We start from the raw sequence: 17,975 nt of genomic DNA on the forward strand, positions 1-17,975 counted from the left end.
TAAAAAAATCCCGGGACTAGGCAAGCTATTTCCGTACCTCATTTTTCAACTTCTCAGGAAAGATTGAGCATGTCGAAAGGCACCTTGTTTACCATTGCTGTCACCCCGAAGATACCCCCCCGGCTGGCACGTCTCGAAGACCTTGCCAACGATCTGTGGTACAGCTGGGATCACGCCACACGCTCGCTGTTTTCACGCCTTGATCCAAGCCTGTGGGGCGCCGTCGGACATAACCCGAAGGCTTTCCTCAAGCGTGTGGATGAAACCTTGCTGCTCAAGGCAGCCGAAGATCAGGTTTTCCTCGCTAATTACAACAGCATAGTATCCGCTTATGACTATTATCATTCGGAAACACTGTGGAATGGCGTTGATACAAGCCTGAACCCGAGCGACAGGATCGCCTATTTCTGTTTTGAATTCGGTTTTCATGAAAGTTTCCCGATTTATTCCGGAGGGCTTGGCATTCTGGCGGGCGATCACTGCAAGGCAGCCAGCGACTTGCGCCTGCCTTTGATTGGCATCGGCTTGCTTTATCGCCAGGGGTATTTTTTCCAGACGATCGATAATCAGGGGAATCAGCAGGTCATTTACACTGATTCGGATTTTTCGGATTTGCCTGTTGCCCCGGTCTTGCGGAAGGACGGATCCGAAGTACGGATAGGTGTGGAGTTGCTGCAGCGCAGGGTGGCGATAAAGGTATGGCAGGCAAAAATAGGACATGTAAGCCTGTATCTGCTGGACAGTGATCTGCCTGAAAATTCAGTGGACGATCGCGATATCACGCATCAGCTCTATGGGGGAGACAGGGTGATGCGCATTGAGCAGGAGATCGTGCTTGGCATTGGCGGGGTACGCGCTTTGCGGGAAATGGGCATCGAGCCGACGATATGGCACATCAACGAAGGCCACGCAGCTTTCATGATGCTGGAGCGCATTCGTGGCCATGTGCAGCAGGGCCTGGATTTTCCCGCAGCGCTGGAAGCTGTAGCCGCAAGTACCGTATTTACGACACATACGGCGGTGCCGGCAGGGCATGATCATTTCAGTGATGACATGATCAGCACCTATTTCGAGCCGTTCTACCAGGATCTCAAAATCACTCGTGAGGACTTTATCGCGCTTGGCCGTGTCCCTGGCAGTCACGATTTCAACATGACCGATCTCGCCATACGGTGCTCGCGCTATCAGAATGGTGTAAGCAAGATCCACGGGAATGTGTCTGCTCGCATCTGCAAGGATGTGTGGCCGCAGATCGAACCAGAAGAAAATCCAGTGTCATACATCACGAATGGCGTGCACGTTCCCACGTTCCTCGCCCAGGAATGGACCGACTTGTTCGACCGCTATCTGGGATACGAGTGGCGCAATAACATGTGCGATACGGAATACTGGTCCCGCATCGACACCATTCCCGATCATCTATTCTGGAGTGTTCGCCAAACGCTGAAATCCCAAATGTTCTATGGCATCCGTGCGCGCCTTACGACGCAGAATACCCGTAATCATGGATCGGAAGCACATCTTGACCGGCTTCTGCGCTTTTCAGATCCCATAAATCCGAACATTTTGACGCTCGGTTTTGGTCGGCGCTTCGCCACCTATAAGCGTGCAACCCTGCTATTCGATGATCTCGATTGGTTGCGCAGAATCATGCTTCATCAGGAACGGCCGGTGATGATCGTCTTTTCCGGCAAGGCCCATCCTGCGGATGTGCCTGGGCAGGATCTGATCCGGAGAGTGAGTGAAGTTGCGCGAATGCCCGAATTCGAGGGCCAGATTCTCCTGGTCGAAGACTATGATCTCCGCCTTGCCCGCCGCCTGGTGGCCGGGGTGGACGTATGGATTAACAGCCCCGTGTATCCATTGGAGGCAAGCGGAACTTCCGGTATGAAAGCAGGTATAAACGGGACAATCAACCTGAGCGTCCTCGACGGGTGGTGGGGAGAAGGCTATAACGGAAAGAATGGCTGGGCTATCAAGCCGGGACCCGAGAATATGGATCCCGTGCGTCGCGACAAGGAGGAAAGCAAGGATTTTTACGAAACGCTGCAGGATCATGTAGTCCCCCTTTACTATACCCGCGATAAGCTGGGCTACTCTTCGGGCTGGGTAAAGATGGCCAAGAACTCCATGAAGTCGCTGCTGCCGCGTTACAACGCCGCTCGCATGGTAACTGAATACACTAGGAAGTTTTATCTGCCGGCAAAAAAGCAGGGCGCACTTTATGCAGCCGATGACTTCAGCAATGCAAAAAAAGTCGCCGCGTGGAAAGCGTTCGTAAGAAAGGCGTGGGCAGGCGTTACGATTCGCCGTCTGGATACGCCTTTCAGGGAGATCAGTTTCGGCGAGGCAGTGGATTTTCGTGTCGCAGTGAGGCTGAACGGGTTACACCCTGAAGATGTGGTGGTCGAACTGCTGATCTGTCGTCGATTGAAAAAGACTACGTTATGCTCGTTCAAGCATGTCCGCTTCAAGTTCAGCGGGCTCGAGGAAGAATCAGCCGAGCACCTGTTCGAGTTGGATCATGCGCCCGACTTGTGTGGCAAGCTGGACTACTATATCCGAGTCTATCCATATCATGCTTTGTTGACCCATCCATTCGAAATGGGCATGATGGTGTGGCTGTAGGTTTCCTCCATCTGCCTCTGTCTTCTTCTTCTCTACCTGCCTCTGTCGCCGTGCAGAAACTGTGCTCGCCTTCGAGCCTATCGTTTTCGGTGGAGCAGCGACAGGTAGATTTTCCGGTAGTCGGCTGCGCTGGCACGCCAGCTGAAATCCTGTGCCATACCGTTTCGCATCAAACGACGCCATACCGATTTGTCACGATACGCCGCAACAGCCCTCTCCAATGCGCCCAGAAAGGCCTCCGGCGTCAGTTCATGAAATACGAAACCCGTGGCGGTTCCATCAGCCAGGCTCTCCGGCGTGTAGTCAACAACGGTATCGAGCAAACCGCCCGTCCCATGAACGAGGGGAGGAGTGCCATAGCACTGGCTGTACATCTGATTCAGGCCGCAGGGTTCAAATCTTGATGGCATCAGGAAGCTGTCAGCCCCTGCCTCTATCAGATGCGCCAGTTTTTCGTCAAAACCGATACGTACCGCCATTTTTCCGGGATGATTTCTTGCCATCCGCATCAGTTCCTGCTCCAGCGTCGCTTCGCCACTCCCCAAAATAACGAGTTGCCCCGGTATGTCAATCAGTTGTGTGACGATCCGCAAAAGCAGATCATAGCCTTTCTGATAAGTGAGGCGGCTCACTGCGCCAAACAGCGGAACATCAGGATCGACGGTAAGTCCTAGTTGCTGTTGCAGCACTGTCTTGTTGATGACTTTGCCGGACAGATCATCCATCGAATAGTTTTGCTCAAGATGGGGATCATTGATGGGATCCCACTCATCGGAGATACCGTTCACGATCCCCGTGATGCGCTCGCGCCGCAGGGAGAGCAGTCCTTCCATACCAAAACCAAGAGGCGGGACCTGAATCTCCCTCGCATAAGTAGGACTTACAGTGACGATATGGTCGCAATAATAGAGCCCAGCTTTGAGGAAGGACATGCCTCCATAATATTCCACTCCTTGGACATGGAAGCTCGACTGAGGCAACCCCAGTTGAGATACAGTCTCGGGGGAAAATACCCCTTGAAAAGCGAGGTTATGAATCACCATCAGAGACGCTGCCTTTGCTCCCTTATGGAAATGGAGGTAGGCAGGTACCAACCCGCTTTGCCAGTCATTGCAATGAACAATGTCCGGATGCCAGTCCAGAGGACTGGCGTCGCATGCCAGAATGGCGCCGATTTTTGAGAGAAGACCAAAGCGTATCGCATTATCGGGCCAGTTGTGCCCCCGGGGGTCGGTGTAGGGGCCTCCGTCACGCCAGTAGAGTTCCGGGCAATCAATAATGAACAGGGGAACATTGCCAGAGGCGCCAAATGGCAACCTTGCCGACAGCAGTGTCGCTGCCGGAAATGAGGATTGAGCGGCAAACTCCGCTACCTTCTGCTTGTTTTTCAATCCGTTGAGTATTTGGGGATAACCCGGAATGAGGATGCGCACGTTCACTCCGAACTCACTCAAGGCAGTGGGCAAGGCAGCGCTCACTTCACCCAGCCCTCCGGTTTTGTTAAGAGGGTGAATCTCGGGTGTGATGAATAGAACGTCGAGGTGCGGATATGATTGTGCAGGAGTCATGACTTTTTCCGTTTACTGTTCATTGTCATATGGGAGCTGGAGTAACTTGGGCGGGGAGCATAGGCATAACGCTATGTGGTGCCCGCATGCTGAGGACCATTATTGATTATTGCCGCAGCATTACCAGGGAAATCCTAAACAAAGCCTCCGTCGCGCCTGCGAAGAGATTTGTTCAGTGGTTCCCAAGGCTATGGACTTGTTCCGGAGGATCAACCTGCTCCCTTATCCATCGGTGCTGGTTGCAGGCAGATCAGTATGAACGAAAATGAGCCCAGCAAGCGGGGGCAGGGTGATAACAATTGAATCCGCTCGTTCCATGGAAGGCTGGCCGGTTGTGCGGATACTTCCCATGTTACCGAGATCGCTGCCGCCATAGTAACGAGAATCGCTGTTGAAGATTTCCTGATAGCTCCCCGCCGCGGGCACACCGATGCGGTAACGGCTGCGTGGAACCGGCGTAAAATTGAGTACCACCAGAGCAAACGAACCGTTCCGTGCAAAACGCAGATAACTGATCACGGAGTTGTCCGCATCATGACAATCCACCCACGAAAAGCCCTCCGGCTCAAAATCACGTTGATGCAGTGCGGCAACGGCACTGTACAGTTGGTTGAGGTCACGCACTGCCATTTTTACTCCCTGATGCCAGCCATCGCCCAACTGATACCAGTCGAGTTCGCGCGATGAATTCCACTCCCGTCCCTGGGCAAATTCATTCCCCATGAAATTGAGTTTTTTCCCGGGATATGTCATCTGATAGGTAAACAGCAGGCGCAGGTTGGCGAATTGTTGCCATGCATCTCCCGGCATCTTGCCCAGGAGCGAACCTTTGCCGTGAACGACTTCATCATGGGAGAACGGCAGCACAAAGTTTTCGCTGTATGCGTATAACTGGCCGAACGTCAACTGCTCATGATGGAAACGCCGGTAGACCGGGTCATGGCGCATATACACCAAGGTATCGTTCATCCAGCCCATGTTCCACTTCATGGAAAAACCCAGCCCGCCGACGTAAGTCGGACGGGAGACACCCGGCCATGCAGTGGATTCCTCGGCAAGTGTCAGTGCTCCCGGAAATTCCTGATGCACCATGATATTCAGTTCACGCAGAAAATCGATGGCTTCCAGATTCTCCCTGCCACCATATCTGTTCGGCAGCCATTCGCCCGGAAGCCGCGAATAGTCGAGATAGAGCATGGAAGCGACAGCATCAACACGCAGCCCGTCAAGATGAAATTCCGATAGCCAGTAATGGGCGCTGGAAAGGAGAAACGATTTCACCTCATTGCGCCCGTAGTTGAAAATGTGCGTGCCCCAGTCCTGATGCAGGCCCATGCGCGGATCCTCGTGTTCATATAGAGCACTCCCATCGAATCGGGCTAGGGCGAAAGCATCCTGCGGAAAGTGTGCGGGAACCCAATCCAGGATTACGCCGATTCCCTCCTGATGACAGGCGTTGATGAAAAATTTCAGATCGTCCGATGTGCCGTAGCGGCTGGTTGCGGCAAAATAACCCGTCGTCTGATAACCCCAGGATTCATCCAGGGGATGCTCTGAAATAGGGAGCAACTCGATATGCGTGTATCCCATTTCCCGTACATACGGGATCAGGTGATCGGCAAGTTCCCGGTATGAATAAAAACTTCCATTCGCGTGCCGTTTCCATGACCCGGCATGAACTTCATAAATATTGAGCGGAGTGGCAAGCCAATCCCATACTGCGCGCTCGGCCATCCACCGCGCGTCGCCCCACGTCATCTTGCTGCCGGGTGGGGTACGGGCAGCAGTGCCAGGACGTACTTCATAATGGCGCGCATACGGATCCGTTTTGAGAAGGATCGCGCCGGTATTCCGATTCCGGATTTCATATTTATAAAATGAATCCGTCGGCACGCCGGGGATAAACAATTCCCATACTCCGCTCGGACCATGGGAGACCATGGGATGGATACGTCCATCCCAGCGGTTAAAGCTTCCCACCACACTGACGCGTTCCGCATTCGGTGCCCAGACGGAAAAACGAACTCCGGCAACCCCTTCCATTTCCATCAAATGGGAACCGAGCATACTGTAAGCCTGATGCAAGCGGCCCTCGTTGAACAGATACAGGTCATGTTCCGAAACTTGTGGAGGGAACGCATAGGCGTCATAAGTATCATATACATATGCTGGTGCTTCGAAGGAAGCCTCTTCGATGCGTAGCTGATAAGGCCCCGGCAGCGGTATAAGTCCCCACCATTCAAAAACTCCCGCGGGATGGGCTCTTGTCATGCTTTCGAAACCGCCATCTGTATTGATCCAGATGCTCGCAGCATGAGGATGGAAGGCGCGCACGACCCAATGCCCGTGTTCCGCATGGGTGCCAAGGAAGCTGAAAGGATCGTGCAGGCGTCCGGCCAGCAGGGCATGCAGCCGAGGGTCTCGCTTGATGGAGGGGCGCTGTATTGTAGGGTACGCTCGCATGTATCGATTATAACGTGGATAGTCCGGGTAGCGAGGGCGGCAACTGCATACGAGCAGGACCGATTTACACGATGGACGCGAGATTTTTGCCAAGAAACTGCGAGAGCAGAGGGTGGAGCCGGAAGCAACGCTGCAGTTTTCGCGGGGCATCGTCAGGAAGGTCGACCGCAACATTGCCTGTCATATGGCAAAGGGCAGAGAGAGTATGTTCAAGTTTGCGCTCAGTCATGATGGGCTGGAGCAGGTCTTGCGTGCTGGCGCCACATTTCGTTGCCCGTTATCCCCATATGCATACCGTGCGTTCCGTGGCTGCAGGAGTTTCCCAAACCGGGACTGCGTCAGTGCGAGCAATTGCCGGGCTTCCCGGATTTGGGATCGTCTCTTTTTAATGATCAGTACATAAGTAGGAGAGAACATTGTCGTCCTGATCTAGCATTTCTTCCAGGTGTGCCGCGTTCTCTTCTTCCACGTCGATAAACGCCAGATCATGCTTACCGTTGTAGCGCTGGACTGCATCTCGCCACGAGCCGTCGCACGCAAGGGCGAGCGCGTTTACTGCAAACGACTTCTGATTGTTGGCGAAGATGATTTTGTAGCTTTTGGCCACTTTGCTTCTCCTCTTGATTTGGCTTGGTTAATCGGTTGCTGCATGATTCACACTACACAGGAACATTGTTCCTGTTCCCAAGAGGGAAAGAGGGATATTTTTAGGAGCGGAGAGATGTCCAAAATCCTCGCGCTAGCAGCTTATCGCGCGTTCCCGCACAATAATTTTTTTTCGCTATTTTAGCCCGTTCCGCCATGACTTTGGCAACCTCAGGCTTGGCTTGGGGCGGGCAGCCCATAAGAGGAGCAGGCAGGGAAGAAACAGCTCCGGCGAGACAAGGCGTCTGCGCTTCCTTCAATTTAGCTGCAGAAAACTGCTGCAACTGCAGTAATATAATGGTAAAAGAGTCGCCCATGCGACAATTCAAGGGAGGTCCTGAATGAAATTGCCGGCTGACTTGCGCTCTTATAGCCAGATCACACGTAATTCGATAGCAATGATACTGGCGGGCGGCCGCGGCACCCGGCTGCGGCAGTTGACCGACTGGCGGGCGAAACCTGCGGTTCCTTTCGGGGGGAAGTTCCGCATCATCGATTTCCCTCTTTCAAATTGCGTGAATTCCGGTATTCGCCGCATTGGTGTCGCAACGCAATACAAGGCGCAAAGCCTGATCAGCCATATCCAGCAGGGATGGGGATTTCTTGACGGACGGTTTCAGGAATTCATCGAACTGTTGCCGGCACAACAGAGAACCGAAGAAAGCTGGTACCAGGGAACAGCGGATGCCGTATATCAGAATATCGACATCCTGCGGAGTCATAATCCAGATTACGTGCTGATCCTGGGTGGCGATCACGTCTACAAAATGGATTATGCCAAATTACTGGCCGATCACATTGCAAAATCCGCCGAGATGACCATTGCCTGTATCGATCTTCCTCTGGAGGAGGCGAGTGCTTTCGGAGTCATGAGTGTAACCAAGGACGGAAGGGTGACAGATTTCACCGAAAAGCCTTTAGTTCCCACCGCGGTTCCAGGTCGTCCGGGCTATGCACTTGTCAGCATGGGAATATACGTTTTCAATGCTGATTTTCTTTTCGATCAGTTGATACGTGATCACGACGATCCGAACTCGTCGCATGATTTCGGAAAGGATCTGATCCCGCATCTTGTTCCACGGAGCCGTGTTTTTACCCACCGCTTCTCGGACAGTTGCGTGAACATGGTTTCTGGCGTACCGTATTGGCGCGACGTGGGCACAGTCGAGGCGTATTGGGAAGCCAATCTCGACCTGGTTCAGGTGACGCCCGATCTCAACCTGTATGATCAGGACTGGCCCATCTGGACGCACCAGGAGCAGCTACCTCCGGCCAAATTTGTCTTTGATAATGATGATCGGCGGGGGCAGGCGCTGGATTCCATGGTTTCCGGCGGTTGCATTATCAGCGGGGCAACCGTGCGCCGCTCGCTATTGTTTTCCAATGTGCAGGTACGAAGTTACAGCATGCTTGAAGATTCGGTGATATTGCCGAACGTGGATGTAGGTCGAAATGCACGGTTGAGGCGGGTAGTGGTCGACAAGAACTGCATCATTCCTCCCGGTCTGGAGGTGGGATTTGATCCGGTGGAAGACAGAAAGCATTTTTATGTGACGGAAACGGGTGTTACGCTTGTCACTCCGGAAATGCTGGGGCAAAAGATACATTACGTAAGATAATAGAAACGGATCTGGATAAGGTTGATCAAACAGGTGTGCGAGATATGCAACCAGTACAATTAGTCTTGCTGTGGCACATGCATCAGCCGGATTATCGCAATTATGAGACCGGCGAATTCATGCTCCCGTGGGTATACCTGCACGCGATCAAGGATTACAGCGATATGGCTGCTCACCTTGAGGCCCACCCTCGTATGAAGGCGGTGGTCAATTTCGTCCCTGTATTGCTGGATCAGCTCGAGGACTATGCCACCCAGTTTGCTTCCGGAGAGCTCCGGGATCCGCTGTTGCGGTTGCTGGCCATCCCCAGCCTGGATGACGTTTCCGAAGAAGATCGGTTACGCGCCTTCGACAGCTGTTTTCGCAGCAATCATCTGACCATGATGCAGCCGTATCCTGCGTACAAGCGTCTGTACGACATCCATGAAATGTTGAGGGAATACGGGGACGGGGAATTGACCTATCTTTCCGGCCAGTATCTTGCGGATCTGCTGGTCTGGTATCACCTCGCCTGGACGGGTGAGAGTGTGCGGCGAAGCAGTGAGGTCGTGATCCAATTGATGACCCAGGCGAAGGGTTTCAGCTATGCAGACCGGATGCAATTGCTCGATGTGATCGGAGAGGTTGTGCAAGGCTTGATTCCTCGTTATCGCAAGCTGGTGGAATCGGGGCAGATCGAGCTTTCCACCACACCGCATTACCATCCGCTCGCACCCTTGCTGATCGATTTTTCATCCGCTCGCGAGAGCATGCCGGGTTCGGCTCTGCCGACCGAATCGGTTTATCCCGGCGGGCGGAGTCGCGTCGCATCCCAACTGGTTTCCGCCATTGAAAGCCATGGCGCGCGTTTTGGCGCAAGACCCGAGGGAGTATGGCCTGCAGAAGGAGCGGTATCAGCACCACTACTTGAGATACTGGGTGAAAAAGGTTGCCAGTGGTGCGCCAGTGGCGAAGGGGTGCTGGCGAACAGTTTGCGTCATTCCTATCCGGGTGAGCCTCTGCCGGAGAGGAGGCGCTTTCTTTACCGGCCATATCGGGTTGACGGAAAAGCAGGCGATGTCATTTGCTTCTTCCGGGACGAGAAATTGTCGGACATGATCGGTTTCGAATATGCCAAGTGGTTTGGGCGGGACGCTGCCGAGCATCTGGTGCGATCTCTGGAGGAGATCGGGCATAGCGCATTGCCGGGAGAGAAACCGGTCGTGAGCGTGATTCTCGACGGTGAGAATGCTTGGGAATACTATCCCTACAATGGATATTATTTCCTCAATGATCTGTACGAAATTCTGGAAAACCATCCTTCCATCCATTCCACGACCTATCGCGACTATATCGCATCGGAGAAAGAGACGGAAGCGGCGCGCCTGCCGGTTCTGACCGCGGGCAGCTGGGTGTATGGAACTTTCTCCACTTGGATCGGGGATCGGGACAAGAATCGTGCGTGGGATCTGCTGAGCGCCGCCAAGCACAGCTATGATCTTGTCATGCAAAGTGGGCGCCTGACTCCTGACGAAAGAAGGAAAGCGGAGCGGCAGCTTGCATCCTGCGAAAGTTCCGACTGGTTCTGGTGGTTGGGGGACTATAATCCGCCTTATGCGGTATCGAGCTTCGACCAGTTATTCCGCGACAATCTTGCCAATCTTTATGTCCTGCTAAAATTGCCTGTGCCCATCTCTGTCACTGAGCCAATCAGCCACGGAGGAGGGGTACATGAAACGAGCGGTGCCATGCGGCGTGCTTCCTAAAGCCCTGCTTTTATTCCTTGTTTCTATTCCTGCTGTGAAGCAAAGCGTGGGAAGGTTTTTCTGAAGCGCGGCGCGATGCCAATCCATTCCCCGCTTTTGGGATTCATGCTCTACGCGTCAGCCTGAGCAACACTCAAATCTTTTCACTCTGATGAGATATCGGTGGGATAAACTTCGACAAAGTATCCGAACTTACTTCGCCTGCTCGTCAGGCTCGACTTGCTGACCTTGCTGACCGTGAGCCACTTGGCTTCAGTGTTTCCGATGCTTTCGACGATAATGAAACAAAGGAAACTGTCTCCTTAACAGAGAGAGAAAGGCGTGTAGTAGTCTTCGCGCTCATCCGCTTGATCGAACCGCAGACTCTCCCGAGTCCGGCACAGTCAAGTGACAGGGCAGGGTGGGGCAACAGGTCTTAAACCCATGATTGCAGTATGGTTCGGGGTCTTGGGGCTATAGTGATGTTCATAAAATTTCTGGTAAAATTGCGGATTCTCCAAGAGCTCAGCAAGGATCTGTCATGACTTATGTAGTAACTGAAAGTTGTATCAAATGCAAATACACGGATTGCGTGGATGTGTGTCCAGTGGATTGCTTTCGGGAGGGGCCCAATTTTCTGGTGATTGATCCTGACGAGTGCATCGACTGCACTTTGTGTGTGGCTGAGTGCCCGGTAGAGGCTATTTACTCTGAGGACGATGTGCCGGGAACGCAGCAACATTTCATCGCACTCAATGCTGAATTATCCAAGTCCTGGAAACCTATCATCGAGAAAAAGGATGCGCTGCCTGATGCCGACGATTGGGCAAAGGTGACGGAAAAGCTGGAAAAGCTGGAACGCTGATTCAATAGCGGTAGCTTGCCGCGGCATGCCTGCCATTCCTCATTCTCTAAAAATTCCTTTCCCCGAAGTTGTTGTAAATCGTATCGCCGGATTGAAAGCCGGCGATACGGTTGTGACTCCCAACACCCGGCTCGCCATCACCCTCAGGCGCGAGTTCGATCGAATCCAGGCAGCGCAAGGACTTTCTGCCTGGGCTTCAGCCGATATTCTGCCAGTTTCCGCATTTATCGAGCGCATCTACGAAGATGCGCTTTATTCCACTCATGCATCTCATCTACCCCAGTTGCTTACATCTGCACAGGAGCAGTTCTTGTGGGAGGAGGTCGTCGGTCAATCGGCTGCTCCCGTTTTGCTCTCGGTGGCAGAAACCGCACGGTTGGCCCGGGAGGCATGGATGCTTGCCCATGAGTGGCAGTTGATCCCCCGGCGCGGGAAATTCGTGTTGAACGAGGATTGCAGGGCATTCAGCGCCTGGTCGCACCGCTATGAAAATGTCACCCGCAAGGCTCGCCAGATCGACCGTGCACGTCTTTGCACGCTTGTAACCGGGTTGTGCGGTTCTCCTGGTATCGCGATACCGCAACGCCTGATTTGTTATGGTTTCGACAGCGTTACGCCCCAGTGGGCTGCGCTGCTGGCAAAGCTTGAGGAAGCGGGTTGCGAGGTCGATGAGGTGACAGGAACCGGTCCGTCCGCGCAGCGGTTCGAAAAGCCGTACTCCGCAAACCGGGCCGTGCACCGGGTGGAATGTGACGTCAGCAATGATGAGATTTATCATGCCGCGGTGTGGGCGCGGGCCCGAATCGAGAGGGATAGTGCTGCTCGCGTCGGCATAGCGGTTCCGCCGCTTTCGGAGTATCGGAGTAGTCTCGTACGAATCTTCAGCTCCGTGATGGATCCGGATGTCCGTCAAGCTCTTCCCGGCGTACCGCGGCACATGCCATTCAACATATCCCTGGGTGCTGCGCTGAGTTCGTATCCGCTGGTGCATGCTGCATTCCTTGTGCTTGAGCTCATCCAGGGAGAAATCGAGTTCGAGCGTGCAAGCCTCTTGTTACGATCTCCCTTCCTGGCGGGGGCGGAGACTGAAATGCTTCCTCGCGCGCAGCTTGATGCAAAATTGCGCAAGCATGCCGAGCCTGTGATCACACTCGAACGCCTGCTTGTACTGGTAAAGCGTAAAAACAACGCGAACTGTCCAATCCTGGTGAAGCTGCTGTGGGCCTGCGAAAAGTTCCGCAAAAAAATGTCGACAGACGTGCAGCGTCCTTCCGCGCTGGCAAGAGCAATTTCCGATATCCTGCGGCTCGTCGGATTTCCAGGTGAAAGAACTCCTGACTCTTCAGAGTATCAGACGCTCAAAAAATGGCAGGACGTCCTCGCGGGTTTAGCCCTGCTTGATAACGTTACCACCGGGATGAGCTATCGCCAGGCTATGTCACATCTGCGCAGGATAGCTGCCGATACCTTGTTTCAGCCAGAGACGCCGGACGTTCCCATCCAGATACTCGGCGTCTTTGAAGCTGGCGGAATGATGTTCGATCATCTCTGGGTGATGGGATTGTCGGATGAGGCCTGGCCGCTGCAACCACGCCCGAACCCGTTCCTGCCGATCGAGCTGCAGCGCGCCGAAAGGCTGCCCCTGGGCTCGCCGGCAGTCACTCTCGAACTTGCGTCCCGTTTTACGGATGGATGGCTGGCTGCATCGAAGGAAGTTATTCTGAGTCATGCCCGGCATATCGGAAGCAGCGATACGCGTGAACTGGCGCCAAGTCCGTTGATCGCACATATTGCTGCCAGCGATATCACGCTTTTCGGCCTGCTTCCGGATTATGTGAAACATCGCGATCTGATCCATCGGGGACGCGGACTTGAGCGAATAAAGGATGAACCGGCGCCCGGGATAGTCTCTGCCAAAGGAGGAGATGGCAGAGCCCGGGGCGGGGTGGCGGTGATAAAAGACCAGGCCGCCTGTCCATTTCGTGCGTTGGCGCTACATCGTTTGCATGCGGAAGGCTTGAAGACGCCTCACCCTGGACTTGATGCGGGAGAGCGCGGCACGCTGGTTCACGAGATGCTTGCCCAGGTATGGGGGCAGATCAAGAATAAGAGCGCACTCGACGCTCTGGCTGAGGACGAGTTGAGAACGCTGCTGACCAGTGCCGCGGGGGAAGTCATTGCACGCATGAGCGCCAGACATTCGCATACTTTGTCAGAACGTCTTGCCCAGATCGAGCAGCGGCGGCTGGCAAGATTGGCCCGAGAATGGCTCGAAGAAGAGAGGAAGCGAAGCGATTTCACTGTAGTTTCCATCGAGGCCAGAAAGAGCATCGAAATCGCCGGACTCGCATTGAACACCCGGCTGGATCGCGTGGATGAACTCGCCGACGGTCGCCGGATTGTCATCGACTACAAAACACGGGCGCCTTCCGTGAACGCGATGCTGGGTGAGCGCCCGGACGAGCCTCAACTGCCGCTCTATCTTGTAGCCGCTGAGGTGAACGCTGCCGCCATTGCCTTTGCGCAAGTCAGGGCCGGGGAAATGCGGTACACCGCGCTTGCCCGCGACAACGATCTTTTACCCGACGTAAAGGGGTTCGCGGAATCACGCCACATCGATCGATATGACTCGTGGGAAGCGCTCGTCGCAGCGTGGTTTGAGGCTCTTATAAGCGTCGTTACCGATTTTTCCAGCGGTCATTCGCAAGTCGACCCCAAGAAATATCCACAGACCTGCCGCACATGCGATGTTCAGCCCTTATGCCGTATTTACGAGCGCGTAGCCACGGATTTCACCGCGCAAGGGGAGGAAGAATGAGTAATGTGCTTCCGCTGCAGCAGAATGCATCGAGTGTTCCGCCGGATGAGGCGGAACGGCGCCAGGCGCTCGATCCTGCCTGCTCATTCATTGTGCAGGCCCCGGCGGGCTCCGGTAAAACCGGACTTCTGATTCAACGCTACCTCAAACTGCTGGCTTGCGTCGAAGAACCGGAGGAGGTGGTGGCGATTACATTCACGCGCAAGGCTGCTGCCGAGATGCGCCAGAGGCTGGTGGCCGCGCTGGCCTCCGCCCAAAAGACGGCTCACTCATCCGGAGCCCAGGAAGTCGAACAGGAAAGCGAACATGAAAAAACGACGCGAACACTGGCTCATGCGGTGCTGCGACGGGATGCAGAGGCGTGCTGGCGCCTTGCTGACCATCCTGCTCGGCTACGCATTCAAACATTCGATTCGCTGTGCGCATCCCTTACCCGGCAGATGCCAGTGCTCTCCGGATTCGGAGGGCAGCCGGAAACGGTGGATGACGCCTCCGATCTATATCTCGAGGCGGCGCGCGCCACCCTTGCTCTGCTCGACGGCGACGATGCGGTTGCGAACGATGTCGAGTGTTTGCTGGAGCACCTCGATAATGATATCGGACGTATAGAAAAACTGCTTGTAGAAATACTGGCCCTTCGGGACCACTGGTTGCGGCATGTTCATGTCAGAGAGCGGTACGAGCTGGAAGCGGCATTGAGAAACGCACGCCGGCAGGCTTTACGGCGCTTGCGCGCATTATGGACATCCTATCCTCCTGTCGCGCAGGCTGAACTGATCGCGCTGGCCAGATATGCGGGCAGCAATCTGGCGAGCGGCGCGAGCCTGTTGGTTGAATACGAACGCCTCAGTGCGCTCGACACCCTGCCTGGTTGTGAGGAGCAGGATGTTTTCTGCTGGTACGCTATTTCGGAATTGCTCCTCACGAAAGGAGGAGATTGGCGCAAGCAGCATACCGTCAGAGAAGGTTTTCCACCCGGTGTACCTGGTACCAAAGCCGAAAAAGAAATTGCAAAGTCCTGGAAAGACCGGGCGTTACGATTGATTTCCCAGTTGGCCGCAAATGATGAGGGTTCGCTTCGCCAGTCGCTGCGCGATATTCGCCTGCTGCCGCCGCCTGCTTACACCGAGGGACAGTGGAAAATACTCGGTTCGATCATCCGGCTGCTACCCTATGCTGTTGCGCAGCTCAAGCTCGTATTTCAGCTGCATGACAAGGTGGATTTTACCGAAGTGGCGCAGGCAGCATTGCGCGCCCTGGGTGACTCCGAGGCGCCGACAGATCTTGCGCTCGCACTTGACTATCGCATTCGGCATTTATTGATAGATGAGTTTCAGGATACTTCGATCAGCCAGTATGATCTGATTACAAAACTGACGACAGGATGGGAGCCGGGCGACGGACGCAGCATGTTCGTGGTGGGCGACCCGATGCAGTCCATCTATCGCTTCCGCCAGGCTGAAGTCGGGCTGTTCCTGCGTGCTCGCGCTACCGGATTTGGGAACGTGACACTCAGTCCAGTTTCACTCTCCGCCAATTTCCGGTCACAGCGCGGTATCGTGGACTGGGTTAATGCGACATTCGCAAATGTCATGCCACAGCGCGAGAATATTTCAACGGGTTCGGTACGCTACTCACCCTCCGTTGCCGTGCGCACCGCGTTGCCAGATCCTGCTGTCAGTGTGCACCCATTCTTCAACGATGATCATGGGGCCGAGGGAGCGAAAGTGGTGGAGATTGTCGCCCGAGCACAGCGTGATGAGAATTGCTCCACCACTGCCATTCTGGTTCGAAATCGCAGTCATCTGGCGGAAATCCTGCCTCGGCTCAAAAAAGCTGGATTACGTTTCCGCGCGATCGAAATCGAAGGACTGAGCCGGCAGCCCGTAGTGCAGGATCTATTGGTCCTCACGCGCGCACTGATGCATCCGGGGGACCGGTTGGCATGGTTTGCATTGTTGAGAGCTCCATGGTGCGGGCTTACGCTTGCAGACCTCCACGCTCTTGTGTCGGCTGCTCCCGATCAATCTGATGAGGCGGGCGACTCTGACACCGCGCAAGGGGGAGGGGAAAACGCCGGAGCCGGTCCCTGCACCGCGTGGGAGTGGCTTCAGGATGAAAATCGTATTGCCTCTGTTTCGGCCGACGGCTATGAACGGCTGCTGCGGGTGCGCAATGTATTGAAGGCATGCATGGCCAATCGGGATCGGCAATCCCTCCGAGCAACGGTTGAAGCGGCCTGGCTGGTGCTGGGCGGCCCGGCATGCCTCGAAGATGAAACAGGACTGGAAGACGCTTCAGCCTACCTTGATTATCTTGAGTCGCATGAGGAAGCGGGGAGCATTCGCAGTCTCGCGGCATTGGAGGAAGGATTGACAGACCTTTCCACCTTGCCTGACGCGAAAGCGGACGATACCCTGCAAATCATGACCATCCACAAGGCCAAGGGACTGGAGTTCGATTGCGTGATTGTACCCGGGCTCGGCCGCTTGTCGCGCAGCGATGACAAGAAGCTCTTCATGTGGATGGAGCATTTGCGCGACGAATGGCTGGAAACGAAAGAGGAGGAGGAAAGCAGCGGGAGGAACGATCTGTTGCTCGCACCCATCCAGGAAACCGGGTCTGGGAGCGATCCAATCTATTCGTGGATTGAAAAGCTTGATGACGAGAAGGAATGCCTTGAGGATGGACGGTTGCTCTATGTAGCTGCAACACGCGCCAGAAAGCGTCTGCATCTTCTTGGCAGTACTGGCGTTATCAGCGGCAATGAAGGCGGGATTGAACTCAAACCCCCATCGGCCAGGACTTTGTTGAGCAAAATCTGGCCTGCGGTCGAATCCTTTTATAGGGAGGCTGCAGCAAAAGCAGTTTTTTCAGACCCGGCGTCATGCGGCGACAATAAAGAGCAGGAGGCGAGAGACAAACCCGTGATCGACCAGTCGCTTCGCCGCCTAGTATCCGGCTGGGAACTCCCGCCCGCCCCGCGCGCCCTACAGTGGAAGGCAGACCTGTCTCCTTTGCCCCTCTGGGGGGAAGTCGAATATTCCTGGGCTGGCGAGACAGCCCGGCTTGTCGGCAATATAGTCCACAAATGGCTGCAACGCATTGCCGAGGACGGGCTGGATGACTGGAACGCCGCCCGAATCACGGAATTGCAGGATGTTTTCCGGCGCCAGTTGATTGCATGCGGCGCGATCAGCACGGGTAAGGATGATTCTGATGATGCCGTAAAAAGAGTGATGGCAGCGCTCACTCATGCAGTGAGTGAGCCGCGCGGACGCTGGCTACTGGGACCGCAGCAGGAGGCGCGCAGCGAGTTGCGCATGACCGGCAACATCGCGGGCCAATACATGGATTTCGTCATAGACCGTACTTTTCGCGATGCGGCGGGTCAGCGATGGGTCGTTGACTACAAGACAAGCAGCCATGAAGGCGCTGATGTGGGAGGATTTCTCGATCGCGAGCAGGAGCGCTATCGCGATCAGCTGGATCGTTACGCCGCACTCATGCAGGCGGCGGAAGGACAGCCGGTAAGGCGAGGACTTTATTTTCCCTTGCTCAAGGGATGGCGGGAGTGGGGTGACGAGATTTGAAGGATGAAAAATAGAATCGTACATTTATTTGCCGAGGTACTCCTGATACGTC

The 17,975-nt window shown here is 54.7% G+C and carries 9 protein-coding genes; 6 read left to right on the forward strand and 3 right to left on the reverse strand.

Translation table 11 applies throughout. The features are described from left to right. The first annotated feature begins 69 nt into the window (after window positions 1-69). Window positions 70-2,628 carry an alpha-glucan family phosphorylase gene (gene glgP, locus BMY01_RS09660; protein ID WP_074746643.1) on the forward strand — a complete coding sequence of 853 codons (2,559 nt, stop codon included), beginning with the start codon at window positions 70-72 and terminating at the stop codon, window positions 2,626-2,628. Window positions 2,629-2,705: 77 nt separating this feature from the next. Here glgP and glgA read toward each other — a convergent pair whose 3' ends face one another. From glgA to BMY01_RS09675, 3 genes are all read right to left on the reverse strand, one after another. Further along, entirely contained in the window at window positions 2,706-4,196 is a 1,491-nt protein-coding gene (glgA, locus tag BMY01_RS09665; protein WP_074746645.1) for a glycogen synthase GlgA, read from the reverse strand. Window positions 4,197-4,418: 222 nt separating this feature from the next. Further along, complete coding sequence (gene glgB / locus BMY01_RS09670) at window positions 4,419-6,659, reverse strand: 1,4-alpha-glucan branching protein GlgB (RefSeq protein WP_074746648.1); 2,241 nt, start codon at window positions 6,657-6,659, stop codon at window positions 4,419-4,421. A 385-nt stretch (window positions 6,660-7,044) separates the two neighbouring features. Then, window positions 7,045-7,266 (reverse strand): hypothetical protein, encoded by a 222-nt coding sequence (locus tag BMY01_RS09675; protein ID WP_074746650.1) that lies wholly within the window; start codon window positions 7,264-7,266, stop codon window positions 7,045-7,047. Window positions 7,267-7,645: 379 nt separating this feature from the next. Between BMY01_RS09675 and glgC the strand changes: the two genes are divergently transcribed. From glgC to BMY01_RS09705, 5 genes are all read left to right on the forward strand, one after another. Next, window positions 7,646-8,923 carry a glucose-1-phosphate adenylyltransferase gene (gene glgC, locus BMY01_RS09685; RefSeq protein WP_074746654.1) on the forward strand — a complete coding sequence of 426 codons (1,278 nt, stop codon included), beginning with the start codon at window positions 7,646-7,648 and terminating at the stop codon, window positions 8,921-8,923. Between the two features lie 44 nt (window positions 8,924-8,967). Further along, window positions 8,968-10,668 (forward strand): glycoside hydrolase family 57 protein, encoded by a 1,701-nt coding sequence (locus BMY01_RS09690; RefSeq protein ID WP_074746656.1) that lies wholly within the window; start codon window positions 8,968-8,970, stop codon window positions 10,666-10,668. 520 nt (window positions 10,669-11,188) lie between these two features. Beyond that, the gene (gene fdxA, locus BMY01_RS09695; RefSeq protein WP_011380078.1) at window positions 11,189-11,512 is read left to right on the forward strand and encodes a ferredoxin FdxA; all 324 of its coding nucleotides are present in this window, start codon (window positions 11,189-11,191) and stop codon (window positions 11,510-11,512) included. Window positions 11,513-11,537: 25 nt separating this feature from the next. Further along, complete coding sequence (locus BMY01_RS09700) at window positions 11,538-14,330, forward strand: PD-(D/E)XK nuclease family protein (RefSeq protein WP_074746658.1); 2,793 nt, start codon at window positions 11,538-11,540, stop codon at window positions 14,328-14,330. After that, complete coding sequence (locus BMY01_RS09705; protein ID WP_074746660.1) at window positions 14,327-17,923, forward strand: UvrD-helicase domain-containing protein; 3,597 nt, start codon at window positions 14,327-14,329, stop codon at window positions 17,921-17,923. Before BMY01_RS09700 ends, BMY01_RS09705 begins: the two co-directional genes overlap by 4 nt. Window positions 17,924-17,975: the final 52 nt, after the last annotated feature.

The sequence above is a fragment of the Nitrosospira multiformis genome (assembly GCF_900110185.1).
In the GTDB taxonomy this organism is placed as follows: domain Bacteria; phylum Pseudomonadota; class Gammaproteobacteria; order Burkholderiales; family Nitrosomonadaceae; genus Nitrosospira; species Nitrosospira multiformis_A.

Excerpts from the sequence above, each read along its gene's own strand:
- glgC (WP_074746654.1), top strand. The coding sequence starts at position 7,646 with ATGAAATTGCCGGCTGACTTGCGCTCTTATAGCCAGATCACACGTAAT.
- glgA (WP_074746645.1), bottom strand. The coding sequence starts at position 4,196 with ATGACTCCTGCACAATCATATCCGCACCTCGACGTTCTATTCATCACA.
- BMY01_RS09705 (WP_074746660.1), top strand. The coding sequence starts at position 14,327 with ATGAGTAATGTGCTTCCGCTGCAGCAGAATGCATCGAGTGTTCCGCCG.
- BMY01_RS09700 (WP_074746658.1), top strand. The coding sequence starts at position 11,538 with ATGCCTGCCATTCCTCATTCTCTAAAAATTCCTTTCCCCGAAGTTGTT.
- glgB (WP_074746648.1), bottom strand. The coding sequence starts at position 6,659 with ATGCGAGCGTACCCTACAATACAGCGCCCCTCCATCAAGCGAGACCCT.
- BMY01_RS09690 (WP_074746656.1), top strand. The coding sequence starts at position 8,968 with ATGCAACCAGTACAATTAGTCTTGCTGTGGCACATGCATCAGCCGGAT.
- glgP (WP_074746643.1), top strand. The coding sequence starts at position 70 with ATGTCGAAAGGCACCTTGTTTACCATTGCTGTCACCCCGAAGATACCC.
- fdxA (WP_011380078.1), top strand. The coding sequence starts at position 11,189 with ATGACTTATGTAGTAACTGAAAGTTGTATCAAATGCAAATACACGGAT.